Genomic DNA, 11,729 nt, shown 5'->3' with positions numbered 1-11,729 from the left:
GATTGAATTGTTTTTTAGAGATTGAACATGGCCAAAGAAGAACTGATTGAAATGCAGGGCAGCGTGACCGAAGTGCTGCCCGACTCGCGCTTCCGCGTCACGCTGGACAACGGTCACCAGCTGATCGCCTACACCGGCGGCAAGATGCGCAAGCACCACATCCGCATCCTGGCCGGCGACAAGGTGTCGCTGGAGCTCTCGCCCTACGACCTGACCAAGGGCCGCATCACCTTCCGCCACCTGGCCGGCCGTGGCCCGGGCCCTGGCGGTAGCGGTGGCTCGACGCCCGCGCGCTGAGCAGGCTGGTAAATATTCGGTCGCCTCGCCCAATGGGTGAGGGTTATCGGGTTAGAATGCTAGCTGTCGGAGCGTAGCGCAGCCTGGTAGCGCATCTGCTTTGGGAGCAGAGGGTCGCGAGTTCGAATCCCGCCGCTCCGACCACAAAGAACATCAGCCCGGTACCGCAAGGTTCCGGGCTTTTTTCTTGCCCGAGGCTTGCACGCTGGCATCATGGCGCCTTCGCCATTCCACGCCCGCTTCGTGACGTCCAAACCTTCCGCCCCCCCCGAGGCTTCGGCCCTCGCCCGTTTTGGCACCGTGGACGCCCTGCGCGGCAGTGCCATGGTGTGGATGACGGTCTTTCACTTTTGCTTCGACCTGAGCCATTTCGGCTACTGGCCGCAGGATTTCCGGGGCGACCCTTTCTGGACTGTCCAGCGCACCGCCATCGTCAGCATGTTCTTGTTCTGCGCCGGCCTCGGGCAGGCGCTGGCCATCGACCAGGGGCTGGGGTGGGCGCGCTTTGGCCGGCGCTGGGTGCAAATCGCGGCATGCGCGCTGCTGGTGAGCGCGGGTTCGTACCTCATGTTCCCGCGCAGCTTCATCTACTTTGGCGTGCTGCATGGCATGGCGTTGATGCTGCTGTTGACGCGGGTCAGCGCGGGTTGGGGGCGCTGGCTGTGGCCGGCTGGCGCGGTGGCGCTGTGTCTGCCCTGGGTCGCTCAGTGGGCGTTGACCGGGCCGATGGCGGAACTGGCGCCGCATTTCAATGGCTGGGCTCTGAACTGGCTGGGACTCGTGTCGCGCAAGCCGTTCACCGAGGACTACGTACCAATACTGCCTTGGTTGGGGGTGATGTGGTGGGGCATGGCCGGTGGGCGATGGCTCCTGGATCGCCACCCGCAGTGGCTGCGCATTTCACTGCCGTCGGGGCTGCGGGGCCTCGCGGTGCTGGGCCGCTGGAGCCTGAGCTATTACATGCTGCACCAGCCGGTGCTCATCGGGCTGCTCCTGGCCGTGGGCTGGTGGAGCGGGGGGGGCGCCCGGCCATGAAAAAACGCGGCCGAGGCCGCGTTTTTTCATGGGAGAGGACCGATCGATCGGGGTTTACTCGACCTTGGCCTTGGCACGCAGTTCGTCCTGGAACTTCGTGACCTTCATCTGCTGCAGCTGCTGCGAGATCTGCGGCTTGACATCGTCGATCTTGGGCAGCTGGGCCTGGCGCACGTCGTCCAGGCGGATGATGTGCCAGCCAAACTGGGACTTGACCGGCTCCGAGACCTTGCCCTTTTCGAGCTTGACCAGGGCTTCGGTGAATTCCGAGACGTAGTTGCCGGGGGCGGCCCAGTCGAGGTCGCCACCCTTGGCGCCGGAGCCGGGGTCCTTGGATTGCTTCTTGGCGATCTCTTCGAACTTGCCGCCCTTCTTCAGCGCGGCCAGGATGGCCTTGGCTTCGGCTTCCTTTTCCACCAGGATGTGGCTGGCCTTGTATTCCTTGCCGCTGTTGGCGGCCACGAACTTGTCGTACTCGGCCTGGATTTCGGCGTCGGTGACCGGATCCTTCTTCTGCTGGTCGAGGAACAGCTCGCGGATCAGGATGGTCTGGCGGGCCAGTTCCATCTGGGCGCGGTAGTCGGTGGAGGACTCCAGGCCGCGCTTTTGTGCTTCCTGCATGAAGATCTCGCGGGCGATGACTTCTTCCTTGATCTGGCCTTCCATTTCGGGCGTGATCGGACGGCCGGAGCGCTCGACCTGCTGCTTCAAGGCGGCGGCGCGTTCCTGGGGAACGGGCTTGCCGTTGACGATGGCAAGGTTCTGTGCGGACACGGGCAGGGCGACTGCGCCCACCACGGCAGCGGCCACGAGGCCGGACAAGAGCTTTTTCTTCATTCGAAATCCAAAAAAAGAGGGAGATTTGCTGGCCGGCGGCCGGCAAACCGGAAGGCTTGCGCCAGAGCCTGGTCAGAGAATTTCAATGGCGAGGGCGTGCGCGCCCCGGTCAATAAATTCTTGCAGCGCATCATACACAAGGCGATGCTGGCGCACGCGGGTCAAACCGGTAAACAAAGGTGACGCGATACGCACGCGGAAATGGGTGCCGAACCCGGTTCCGTTGGCGCCTGCGTGGCCCTCGTGCTGCCAGCTTTCGTCGAGCACTTCCAGCGCGGTGGGTTGGAGGCGTTCGCGCAGGCACAGTTCCATGCCTTGCGCGGTGACGGCTTCGGTGTTCATGCCAGGGGGTCCTTCGCGTTGTTGTCGGTGTCCTTGATGTAGCGGCTCAGGTACAGGGCCTGGGCCACGACGAAGACCAGCATCAGCCCCAGGCCGCCGAACAGCTTGAAGTTGACCCAGGTGTCGGTGTCGAAGCGGTAGGCCACCCACAGGTTGAGCACGCCCATGGCCAGGAAGAAGCCGGTCCAGCTCCAGTTCATGGCGCGCCAGGCGGGTTCGGGCAGTTCCATCTGCGCGCCCATCAGGCTCTTGAGCAGGTTCTTGCGGAACAGCAACTGGCCCACCAGCAGCGAGCCGCCCATCAGCCAGTACAGCACGGTGGGCTTCCATTTGATGAAAGTGTCGTTCTGGGCCAGCAGCGTGGCGCCACCGAACAGCACGATCACCCCCAGGCTGAGCCACTGCATGGGCTCGACCTTGCCATGGCGCAGGCGCAGGTAGGCGATTTGTGCCACGGTGGCGGCGATGGCCACGCCCGTGGCCACGTAGATGCCCCAGACCTTGAAGGCGGCGAAGAACAGGATGATGGGAAAGAAGTCGATCAGCAGTTTCATGGTGGGGCCTGGTGAGCCGGGTCAGGAGGCGTCGGGGGTGAAGTCCAGCGACGCCGAGTTCATGCAGTAGCGCAGGCCCGTGGGGGCCGGGCCGTCGGGAAAGACATGGCCCAGGTGCGCCCCGCATTGTGCACAAACGGTTTCGGTGCGCAGCATGCCATGGCTGCGGTCGGTGATCTCCTGGATTGCCCCAGGAACCGCCAGGGCAAAGCTGGGCCAGCCGCAGCCGGCGTCGAACTTGGCGGCCGCGTCGAACAGCTTGTGGCCGCAGCAGATGCAGTGGTAGCTGCCGTCCGCCCAGTGGGCCTCGTATTTGCCGGTGAAGGGGCGTTCGGTGGCCGCGTGGCGGGTGACCTGGAAGGCGCCGGGCTCGGCGCCTTTCTCGCGCAGCAGCGCCTGCCATTCGGCCTCGGTTTTCTGGATGGGGAAGGTCATGATGAGCAGCTGATGGAGATGTTCTGGGCCCAGTCCGGGGGGAAGCCGGCATGCGCCTCGAAACCGGGGTGTTCGTCGAACGGATGTTCCAGCAGGGCTTGGAGCGTGTGGACCTCGGAAAAATTCCCTGCCTCGGCCGCGCGGATGGCCTGCTCGCCCAGGTGGTTGCGCAGCACGAAGCGGGGATTTGATCTGAGCATCAAATCGGCCTCTAGCGTCCTGCCATCAAGCGCTGCATGCTCTTGATACGCTAGCAACCAGCGGTCAAGCCCGGCGCGATCGGCGAACAGGTCGCGCACCGGCTCGAAGTCGCCGCCAGCCACGGCGTGCGACAGGCGGCGCCAGAAGATGGGGTAGTCCACGGCGTTGTCGGTCAGCAGGTGCAGGATGGCATCGATCAGCGGAGCGTCGTCCTCGTGCGCCGTGGCCAGGCCCAGCTTGGCGCGCATGCGGGCGATGAACTCGGCCGGGTACAGCGCCTTGAACGATTCCAGCGCCGCCATGGCGATGGCCGGGTCGCCGATCAGCGGCTGCAGCGCCTGGCCCAGGCGGTAGAGGTTCCAGTACACCACCCCGGGCTGTTGCCCGAAGGCGTAGCGGCCGTGCTGGTCGCTGTGGTTGCAGATATGGCCGGGGTCGAAGGCGTCGAGGAACTGGAACGGCCCGTAGTCGATGGTCAGGCCCAGGATGCTCATGTTGTCGGTGTTGAGCACGCCATGGCAGAAGCCCACGGCCTGCCATTGCGCGACGAGGGCGGCGGTGCGCTCGCTCACGGCCTGCAGCAAGGCAGCGTAGGGGTTGCCGCCGAAGCCCGCGCCGTCCAGGCACTCAGGGTAGAAGCGGGCGATCACGTAGTCGGCCAGCTGGCGCAGTTCATCGAACTGCCCGCGCGCCGCGAAATGCTCGAAGTGGCCGAAGCGGATGAAGCTGGGCGCCACGCGCGTCACCACGGCGGCGGTCTCGATGGCCTCGCGGCGCACCGGCTCGGGCGAGCCGCAAAGGTACAGCGCCCGCGTCGTGGGAATGCCCAAGGCGTGCATGGCTTCGCTGCAGAGGAATTCGCGGATGCTTGAACGCAGCACCGCGCGCCCGTCGCCCATGCGCGAGTAGGGCGTGAGCCCACTGCCCTTGAGCTGGATTTCCTGCGGGCCCTGCGGCGTCTGCGCCTCGCCCAGCAGCAGGGCGCGGCCGTCGCCCAACTGGCCGGCCCAGATGCCGAACTGGTGCCCGCTGTAGACGCTGGCGAGCGGGTCGCCGCCCTGGGGCAGGGCGTTGCCGCTGAACAGCCGCAGCGCCGCGTCGGACTGCAGCCAGCCGGCGTCCAGCCCCAGCAGCGCCGCCGCGCCAGGGCTGGCGGCCACGAAGCAGGGCGCGGGCAGGGGGCGTGGTTCCAGGCGCGTGAAGAACGCCGGACCCAGCGCGGCGAAGCTGTTGTTCCAGGTCAGGCCGGTGTCCACGGCAGGCAGCGCGGCAAAGTCGGGCGGGCTCATCGGGCCATTGTCCCGCAGGACCGCAATGCATGCGGGCCGCAGGGCTATCCCGGGGCGGAGGGGGCGGCGAGCAGGCGGCTGCGGTACTGACCGGGCGGCATGCCGAACCAGCGCTTGCAGGCGCGGAACAGGTTGCTCGGGTCGGAAAAACCCAGCAGATCGGACACATCGGCCAGGCTGTGCTGTTCGTTGGCGAGGTACTGGCGCGCCAGTTCGCGTCGGGTGTCGTCCAGCAGTTGCTGGAAGCACACCGATTCGGCCTGCAGGCGCCGCTGCAGGGTGCGGTCGGTCAGGTGCAGGCGGGCGGCCACGTCTTCGCGGCGCGGCTCGCCCAGGTGCAGGGTGCGGGCGATCTCGGTGCGCACACGGGTGCTGGCGAGGGTCTGGCCCAGCTGGTCGAGTTCGGTCTCGACCAGGCGCTCGTGCAGCGCCCACAGGCTGGGGTTGTGGGTGGGGATGGGGGCGCGCAGGTCGGCTTCGGCCAGCAGGAAGCGATTGGCGGGCTGGCCAAAACGCGGCAGCAGGCCGAAGGCCTCGCGGTAGCGCGCCTCGTCCGCCGGGGGCGGCGTGATGAGTTCGACGGCCAGGGGCGCCAGTTCCCGGCGCGTGAGCCAGTTGCACAGGGTCAGCAGGGTGAGCACGGCGTATTCCACGCGTTGGCGCGGAATGGGCCGCGTGGCGCCGATGTGGCTCAAGACCAGCCAGTAACCGCGCGGGTCGCCCTGCAGGGCGAAGGTGGTGGCGTCCGAGATGACGGCCATGTGGCGCTCCAGGTGCCGGAAGCCCGTCAGCAGATCGGGGCCGGAAGCCAGCGCGTAGCCCACCAGATCGACGTTGCCGTAGCGCGCGGTCAGGTGCCGGTCCAGTCCCAGGCCGGGTCTGCCATGGCGGGCCACCGCCAATTCCCACAGCAGGCTCACGCGGTCCACGTCCACGCGGGTGTGGGGCTGTTGCAGCGCCTGCAGATCGATGTCCGCCTCGGCGCACAGATCCGCGGCGGGCAGGCCCTCGGCGGCCAGCATGTCGGCAACGCCGCGCACCCAGGCGGCGGAACTCGTGCGCGGCGTCATGGGTGGCCTCCCGTATCAGGGAGAACACTAGGTTGGCGCTCTGAAGTCACTGTTTTGGCACTGTTGCGATAGCGGCACATGGGTTCGGGGTTCGCACAATCGGCGGCGAGGCCGGATGCACAGCGCGTGCGGCCCCTCGGCAGGGGGCCGAGCATTCCACAAAACCCCCGAGGAGACAAACATGGCCGATTATCTTTGGTGTGGGCGCCGCATGGCTGCCGTGCTTGCCGCTGTGCTGGTTGCGGGGTGCGCGGGCATGGGCACGCGGCAGGCCGCGCCCGAAGTGCGCGAAACCCGTTACGGCGTGGTGCGCGGGCAAGACGACAGCGCCCGCAGCGGCACCTATGCCTGGAAAGGCATCCCCTTCGCCAAGCCCCCCGTGGGCAACCTGCGCTGGCAGCCGCCCGTGGCGCCCGAGGCATGGCCCGGCGAGCGCGACGCCACGCGTTTCGGCAGCGCCTGCCTGCAAATGGGTCGCATCTATGGCCCGGGCGCGAACAACCGCTTCGACGACACCATCGGCCAGACGCTGAACACCCCCGTGGGCAGCGAGGACTGTCTGACCCTGAACATCTGGCGCCCGGCGAACGCCCAGGCCGGCCTGCCCGTGCTGCTGTTCCTGCACGGGGGCAGCGCCATATCGGGCTACACCGCCGACCCGGTGTACGACGGCGCCGCGCTGGCCCGCCGCGCCAATGCGGTGGTGGTCACGGCCAACTACCGCCTGGACGTGCTGGGCTTCCTGCACCTGCCCGAGCTGCATGCGGGCCAGCAGCCCGCCACCGGCAACTATGCGCTGCTGGACCATGTCCAGGCGCTGCGCTTCATCCAGGACAACATCGCCCGCTTTGGCGGCGATGCGGGCAATGTCACGCTGATGGGGCAGTCCGCCGGCGCCATCAACGCCCTGGCGCTGCTGACGGCGCCGCAGGCCCGGGGCCTGTTCCACCAACTGATCGCGGTCAGTGGCGGGATCTCGCTGCCGGCCAACCTGCCGCCGGGCAGCATCCCCACGCTGAACCCGGCCGCCAAGTACGCGGCCCAGGCCGCGCGACTGCTGGCCCACCTTGCCTTGTCCGACCAACTGGCGCCCACGCTGGAGCAGGCGCAGGCCCTGGTGGCGGGCTGGACGCCCGCGCAGAAAGCAGGCTACCTGCGCGGCAAGGATGCCAAAGTGCTGCTGCAGACGGTGCTGGCGAACGGCCTCGCCGGATCAGGTCCCATTCCCGATGGCGTGGTGGTGCCTGCCGACCCGATCGCCGAAATGGCGGCCGGACGCTACCACCGGGTGCCCGTGCTGACGGGCTACACGGCGGAAGAGGGCAAGCTGTTCGCGCCGTTCCTGGCATTGCTGGGCGGCAAGCCGGGCATGAAGATCAACGATGCGCAGCGCTTCGCGATGATGCAGCGCTTCGACCCCGACGCCCCGGTCGGGCTCGTGGCGGCCGACATCCTCGATGCCTCCTACCTGCCGGTGAACGCGCCGGGCACGGGCTACGACGTGCGCACGCGGCTGCTGGCCAGCCGGTTCTTCGACCCCAGCCGCGACAGCCTGATGAACACGCTGCGCGGCCAGCAGGCCCAGGTGTGGAGCTACCGGTTCGACTGGGCCCGGCAGCCCGCGCCCTGGAACGAGGTGTACGGCGCGGCGCATGCGTTCGACCTGCCTTTCCTGTTCGGCAACTTCGGCCCCTCGGTGTTCTCCCGCGCGACCAACAGCCGCGCCAATGAGCCGGGACGCCTGGCGCTGTCGAAAGCCATGATGGACAGCGTCAGCGCCTTCATGCGCACCGGCAACCCGGGCAACGCCACCGTGGGCCTGGACTGGCAGCCGTGGCCGCGCAGGCTGGTGTTCGATGCGGACCTGCAGGCCGTGCGCCTGGGCGTGGAGTAGCGCGGTGGCCGCTGCCGTGAATCAGTGCGATGCCGTGGCGGCCAGGTGCGCTGCCAGTGCCTCGTCGTCCACGATGGCCACGCGCCCGAAATCGAGCGACACGATGCCGTCCGCCTCCAGCGCGCGCAGCACGCGGTTGACCGTCTGGCGCGACAGCCCGGCGAGCTGGCCCAGCTCTTCCTGCGTGAGATTGAGCCGGCGCGTGCTGCGCCAGAACAGGCGGCTGAGGTACAGCGCCACGCGGTGCTCGGGCGAGCGCATGCGGCCGGCCTCGATGATGGTCATGGCCTGGCCCAGCCGCAGGTTCAGGTGCTGCACCAGGAACTGGTTGAACGCCAGGCTGGTCTCGCGCAGCGTGGCGAACAGGTGCAGGGGCAGGCACATGAGTTGCGTGGGGCGCAGCGCCACCACGTCGTACCTGCGGGGCTCGGGCTTCATGGCCGAGCCTTCGCCAAACCATTCGCCGTCGGGGATGCCGATGAAGGCCGAGGCGCGCTGCGTCGTCGCGCCGGGGCTGCGCAGCATCACCAGGCCCGAGAGCACGGCGTGCCAGCCTTCCACGGCCGTGCCGGCGGGCAGCATCACGTCCCCCTTGGCGCCTTCGGTGGCATACAGGCTGTCGCGCACCTGTTCGCGCAGTTCCGGGGGCAGGCCGGCGAACCAGGGCTGGCAGGCGATGAAGCGTTCTGCGGGGGAGGTGGTGCCAAACATGGCCCGATTGTCGCCGTGCGTGCGGCCCTCGGGAAAACCCGTGGCAAATGTCAGGCAAACGACACCTGTTGGATTTCGCCGTGGCGCCGCGCACACTGCGCTGGCCTTGAACAGGAGCAATGGATGCTGAACAAAAGAGTCTTTCTCGGAGCGATGGGCGCGGCAGCGCTGGCGCCCTGGAGCCTGCTGCACGCCAGCCAGGGCGTGAGCGACAGCGAAATCGTGCTCGGCCAGTCGCTGGACCTGAGCGGCCCGCTGGCCGAGATGGCGCCCGACATGGTGAACGCCACCAAGGTGTATTTCGACGCCGTGAATGCCCAGGGCGGCGTGCATGGCCGGCGCATCCGCATGGTCACGCTGGACGATGGCTACAAGCCCGACAACAGCGTGAAGAACGTGGGCAGGATGATTGCCGAGGACGGCGTCTTCGCCCTGTGCAACCTCACGGGCACGGCCAACGTGGCGGCCATCCTGCCGCTGCTGGCCAAGGAGAACCCACCCGTGCCCCTGGTCTCGCCGTTCACCGGCGCCGATCTGGTGCGCACGCCCGCGCTTGACCATGTGTTCAACATCCGCGCCAGCTATGGCGACGAGGCCGAGAAACTGGTGCAGCACCTCACCACCCTGGGCGTGCCGCGCATCGCGGTGCTGTGGGTGAACAACGGCTTCGGCAAGGACGGGCTGGCCGGCGTGCGCAAGTCCATGGAAAAGCGCGGCCTCAAGCTGCATTCCGATGCGCCCATCCAGGCCGACTCGTCCGATGCGCAGCAGGCCGTGGCCACGCTCAGCGCCAGCGAGCCCGACGCCATCATCATGATCACCGCCGGCGCGCCCACGGTGTCCTTCATCAAGACCTACCGCAAGGTCAGCCGGGGCGCGCGCTTCTATACGCTGTCCGTCATGGGCACCCAGGCCACCCTGCGCGCGCTGGGCGAGGACGGCGTGGGCGTGGTGGTGACCTCGGTGGTGCCCTTCCCCTGGAGCCAGAGCATGCCGCTGGCGCGCGAATACCGCGCGGCGCTGCAAAAAGGCGGTTTCGAGAAGAACGTGTCCTTCATCGGCCTGGAGGCGTACCTCAACGCCAAGGTGCTGGTGGAGGGCCTGCGCCGCGCGGGCAAGGACCTGACGCGCACCCGCTTCATCCAGGCGCTGGAATCCCTGCGCCATGTCGACATCGGCGGGTTCGAGGTGGACTACGGCAAGGGTGTGCGCCAGGGGTCGCGTTTTGTGGATTTGACCATCATTGGCAAGGGTGAGAAGTTCACCCGCTAGGATGGAACGGTTTTGTTCAAGGCATTGTTAAAGGAGCACACATGCTGGGTTTGATGCAGAGTCAGCCATTGCTGATTTCCTCGTTGATCGAGTTCGCCGAGCGCCACCATGGCGACGGCGAGATCGTCTCGCGCCGCGTGGAGGGCGACATCCACCGCTACACCTACAAGGCCCTGGCCGCGCGCTCGCGCCAGCTGGCCAACGCCCTGGACCGCGACGGCCTGCAGTTCAGCGACCGCGTGGCCTCGCTGGCCTGGAACGGCTACCGCCACATGGAGATGTACTTCGGCGTCTCCGGCTCGGGCCGCATCTTGCACACCATCAACCCGCGCCTGCACCCCGAGCAGATCGCCTGGATCGTCAACCACGCCGAAGACCAGATCCTGTGCTTCGACCTGACCTTCCTGCCCCTGGTGCAGGCCGTGCACGCCAAGTGCCCCACGGTGAAGAAGTGGGTGGCCCTGTGCGATGCCGACAAGCTGCCCGCCGATAGCGGTGTTCCCGGCCTGGTCAGCTACGAGGCCTGGATCGGCGCGCAGTCGTCGGATTACGCCTGGCCCGTGTTCGACGAGAACACCGCTTCGAGCATGTGCTACACCAGCGGCACCACGGGCAACCCCAAGGCCGCGCTGTACAGCCACCGTTCGACCACGCTGCACGCCTATGCGGCGGCGCTGCCCGATGTGATGTGCCTCTCGGCCCGCGACGCCGTGCTGCCCGTGGTGCCCATGTTCCACGTCAATGCCTGGGGCATTCCGTACTCGGCCGCGCTCACCGGCTGCAAGCTGGTGTTCCCCGGCCCGGCGATGGATGGCAAGTCGATCTATGAACTGATCGAGTCCGAGAAGGTCAGCTACGCCGCGGGCGTGCCCACGGTCTGGCAGATGATGCTGGGGCACATGAAGCCGGCCGGCCTGAAGTTCAGCTCGCTCACGCGCACCGTGATCGGCGGCTCGGCCTGCCCGCCGGCCATGATCACCGCCTTCCAGGAAGAGTACGGCGTGGAGGTGCTGCACGCCTGGGGCATGACCGAGATGAGCCCGCTGGGCACGCTGTGCACGCTCAAGAACAAGCAGCTCGGCCTGTCCAAGGACGAGCAGATGAAGGTGCGCCAGAAGCAGGGCCGCGCCATCTACGGCGTGGACATGAAGATCGTTGGCGGCGACGGCGAGGAGCTGCCCTGGGATGGCAAGACCTACGGCGACCTGTTGGTGCGCGGCCCCTGGATCCTCGACACCTACTACAAGGGCGAGAGCCCGCTCATCAAGGACGCGCAGGGCCGGGGCTGGTTCCCCACGGGCGACGTGGCGACCATCGATGCCGACGGCTTCATGCAGATCACCGACCGCAGCAAGGACGTGATCAAGTCGGGTGGCGAATGGATCAGCTCCATCGACATCGAGAACATCGCCATGGCCCACCCGGCCATCGCCATGGCCGCCTGCATCGGCATGCCGCACCCCAAGTGGGATGAGCGCCCGATCGTCGCCGTCACGAAGAAGCCCGGCGCCGAGGTGACGCGCGAGGAGCTGCTGAAGTTCTACGAGGGCAAGACGGCCAAGTGGCAGATCCCGGACGACGTGGTGTTCGTGGACGCCATTCCGCTGGGCGCCACCGGCAAGATGCTCAAGACCCGGCTGCGCGAGCAGCTCAAGGATTACAAGCTTCCGGGCCTGTAACTGGGAAGGCCGCGGCGCTGCCCGGGCGCCGCGGCAGTCGCGTGTGTGATAGGTGCTAGGGACAATCCCTGAGGGATGATGCACCGCAACACTGTACTCTGCGCTTTGTTGAT

General features: G+C 67.3%; 12 protein-coding genes and 1 tRNA gene. 6 read left to right on the top strand and 7 right to left on the bottom strand.

What is annotated here, in order from left to right; all coding sequences use genetic code 11:
• Nucleotides 1-27 precede the first annotated feature (27 nt).
• From infA to D8S75_RS04805, 3 genes are all read left to right on the top strand, one after another.
• Nucleotides 28-297, top strand: coding sequence for a translation initiation factor IF-1 (infA, locus tag D8S75_RS04815; RefSeq protein WP_119964823.1), 270 nt, complete (start codon nucleotides 28-30; stop codon nucleotides 295-297).
• Nucleotides 298-364: 67 nt separating this feature from the next.
• Nucleotides 365-441: transfer RNA gene (locus D8S75_RS04810), tRNA-Pro, on the top strand.
• Between the two features lie 69 nt (nucleotides 442-510).
• Nucleotides 511-1,332 (top strand): acetyltransferase domain-containing protein, encoded by an 822-nt coding sequence (locus D8S75_RS04805; protein WP_119964822.1) that lies wholly within the window; start codon nucleotides 511-513, stop codon nucleotides 1,330-1,332.
• Between the two features lie 54 nt (nucleotides 1,333-1,386).
• Here D8S75_RS04805 and D8S75_RS04800 read toward each other — a convergent pair whose 3' ends face one another.
• From D8S75_RS04800 to D8S75_RS04775, 6 genes are all read right to left on the bottom strand, one after another.
• A complete protein-coding gene (locus tag D8S75_RS04800; RefSeq protein WP_119964821.1) occupies nucleotides 1,387-2,169 on the bottom strand; it encodes a peptidylprolyl isomerase in 783 nt (260 codons plus the stop codon).
• Nucleotides 2,170-2,241: 72 nt separating this feature from the next.
• Nucleotides 2,242-2,511, bottom strand: a complete 270-nt coding sequence (locus tag D8S75_RS04795) for a BolA family protein (protein ID WP_119964820.1) — start codon at nucleotides 2,509-2,511, stop codon at nucleotides 2,242-2,244.
• On the bottom strand, nucleotides 2,508-3,065 hold the full coding sequence (locus D8S75_RS04790; RefSeq protein ID WP_119964819.1) for a septation protein A: 558 nt from the start codon (nucleotides 3,063-3,065) through the stop codon (nucleotides 2,508-2,510). The genes D8S75_RS04795 and D8S75_RS04790 overlap by 4 nt, the downstream gene beginning before the upstream one ends.
• A 21-nt stretch (nucleotides 3,066-3,086) precedes the next feature.
• Nucleotides 3,087-3,500: a peptide-methionine (R)-S-oxide reductase MsrB gene (gene msrB / locus D8S75_RS04785; RefSeq protein WP_119964818.1), complete on the bottom strand. Its 414-nt coding sequence runs from the start codon at nucleotides 3,498-3,500 to the stop codon at nucleotides 3,087-3,089.
• Nucleotides 3,497-4,990, bottom strand: coding sequence for a protein adenylyltransferase SelO family protein (locus D8S75_RS04780; RefSeq protein ID WP_119964817.1), 1,494 nt, complete (start codon nucleotides 4,988-4,990; stop codon nucleotides 3,497-3,499). Before D8S75_RS04780 ends, msrB begins: the two co-directional genes overlap by 4 nt.
• A gap of 44 nt (nucleotides 4,991-5,034) precedes the next feature.
• On the bottom strand, nucleotides 5,035-6,060 hold the full coding sequence (locus tag D8S75_RS04775; RefSeq protein WP_232828906.1) for an AraC family transcriptional regulator: 1,026 nt from the start codon (nucleotides 6,058-6,060) through the stop codon (nucleotides 5,035-5,037).
• Nucleotides 6,061-6,241: 181 nt separating this feature from the next.
• Here D8S75_RS04775 and D8S75_RS04770 point away from each other — a divergent pair, with 181 nt between their 5' ends.
• On the top strand, nucleotides 6,242-7,954 hold the full coding sequence (locus tag D8S75_RS04770; RefSeq protein ID WP_198673148.1) for a carboxylesterase/lipase family protein: 1,713 nt from the start codon (nucleotides 6,242-6,244) through the stop codon (nucleotides 7,952-7,954).
• Nucleotides 7,955-7,975: 21 nt separating this feature from the next.
• Here the strand turns inward: D8S75_RS04770 and D8S75_RS04765 are convergent, their stop codons facing one another.
• Nucleotides 7,976-8,665, bottom strand: coding sequence for a Crp/Fnr family transcriptional regulator (locus D8S75_RS04765; RefSeq protein WP_119964816.1), 690 nt, complete (start codon nucleotides 8,663-8,665; stop codon nucleotides 7,976-7,978).
• Nucleotides 8,666-8,788: 123 nt separating this feature from the next.
• Here D8S75_RS04765 and D8S75_RS04760 point away from each other — a divergent pair, with 123 nt between their 5' ends.
• Both D8S75_RS04760 and D8S75_RS04755 read left to right on the top strand, forming a co-directional pair.
• Entirely contained in the window at nucleotides 8,789-9,937 is a 1,149-nt protein-coding gene (locus tag D8S75_RS04760; protein WP_119964815.1) for an ABC transporter substrate-binding protein, read from the top strand.
• Between the two features lie 41 nt (nucleotides 9,938-9,978).
• Nucleotides 9,979-11,616 carry a 3-(methylthio)propionyl-CoA ligase gene (locus D8S75_RS04755; protein WP_119964814.1) on the top strand — a complete coding sequence of 546 codons (1,638 nt, stop codon included), beginning with the start codon at nucleotides 9,979-9,981 and terminating at the stop codon, nucleotides 11,614-11,616.
• The last annotated feature ends 113 nt before the right edge of the window (nucleotides 11,617-11,729 follow it).

Source organism: Simplicispira lacusdiani (genome assembly GCF_003604195.1).
Taxonomy (GTDB): Bacteria; Pseudomonadota; Gammaproteobacteria; order Burkholderiales; family Burkholderiaceae_C; genus Simplicispira; species Simplicispira lacusdiani.
Note: the sequence above shows the minus strand (reverse complement) of the source record. Positions and strands in the feature narration are given on the sequence as shown.

Bases quoted from the DNA above. Each gene is read 5' to 3' on its own strand.
- infA (WP_119964823.1), top strand. From the start codon at position 28: ATGGCCAAAGAAGAACTGATTGAAATGCAGGGCAGCGTGACCGAAGTG.
- D8S75_RS04805 (WP_119964822.1), top strand. From the start codon at position 511: ATGGCGCCTTCGCCATTCCACGCCCGCTTCGTGACGTCCAAACCTTCC.
- D8S75_RS04800 (WP_119964821.1), bottom strand. From the start codon at position 2,169: ATGAAGAAAAAGCTCTTGTCCGGCCTCGTGGCCGCTGCCGTGGTGGGC.
- D8S75_RS04795 (WP_119964820.1), bottom strand. From the start codon at position 2,511: ATGAACACCGAAGCCGTCACCGCGCAAGGCATGGAACTGTGCCTGCGC.
- D8S75_RS04790 (WP_119964819.1), bottom strand. From the start codon at position 3,065: ATGAAACTGCTGATCGACTTCTTTCCCATCATCCTGTTCTTCGCCGCC.
- msrB (WP_119964818.1), bottom strand. From the start codon at position 3,500: ATGACCTTCCCCATCCAGAAAACCGAGGCCGAATGGCAGGCGCTGCTG.
- D8S75_RS04780 (WP_119964817.1), bottom strand. From the start codon at position 4,990: ATGAGCCCGCCCGACTTTGCCGCGCTGCCTGCCGTGGACACCGGCCTG.
- D8S75_RS04775 (WP_232828906.1), bottom strand. From the start codon at position 6,060: ATGACGCCGCGCACGAGTTCCGCCGCCTGGGTGCGCGGCGTTGCCGAC.
- D8S75_RS04770 (WP_198673148.1), top strand. From the start codon at position 6,242: ATGGCCGATTATCTTTGGTGTGGGCGCCGCATGGCTGCCGTGCTTGCC.
- D8S75_RS04765 (WP_119964816.1), bottom strand. From the start codon at position 8,665: ATGTTTGGCACCACCTCCCCCGCAGAACGCTTCATCGCCTGCCAGCCC.
- D8S75_RS04760 (WP_119964815.1), top strand. From the start codon at position 8,789: ATGCTGAACAAAAGAGTCTTTCTCGGAGCGATGGGCGCGGCAGCGCTG.
- D8S75_RS04755 (WP_119964814.1), top strand. From the start codon at position 9,979: ATGCTGGGTTTGATGCAGAGTCAGCCATTGCTGATTTCCTCGTTGATC.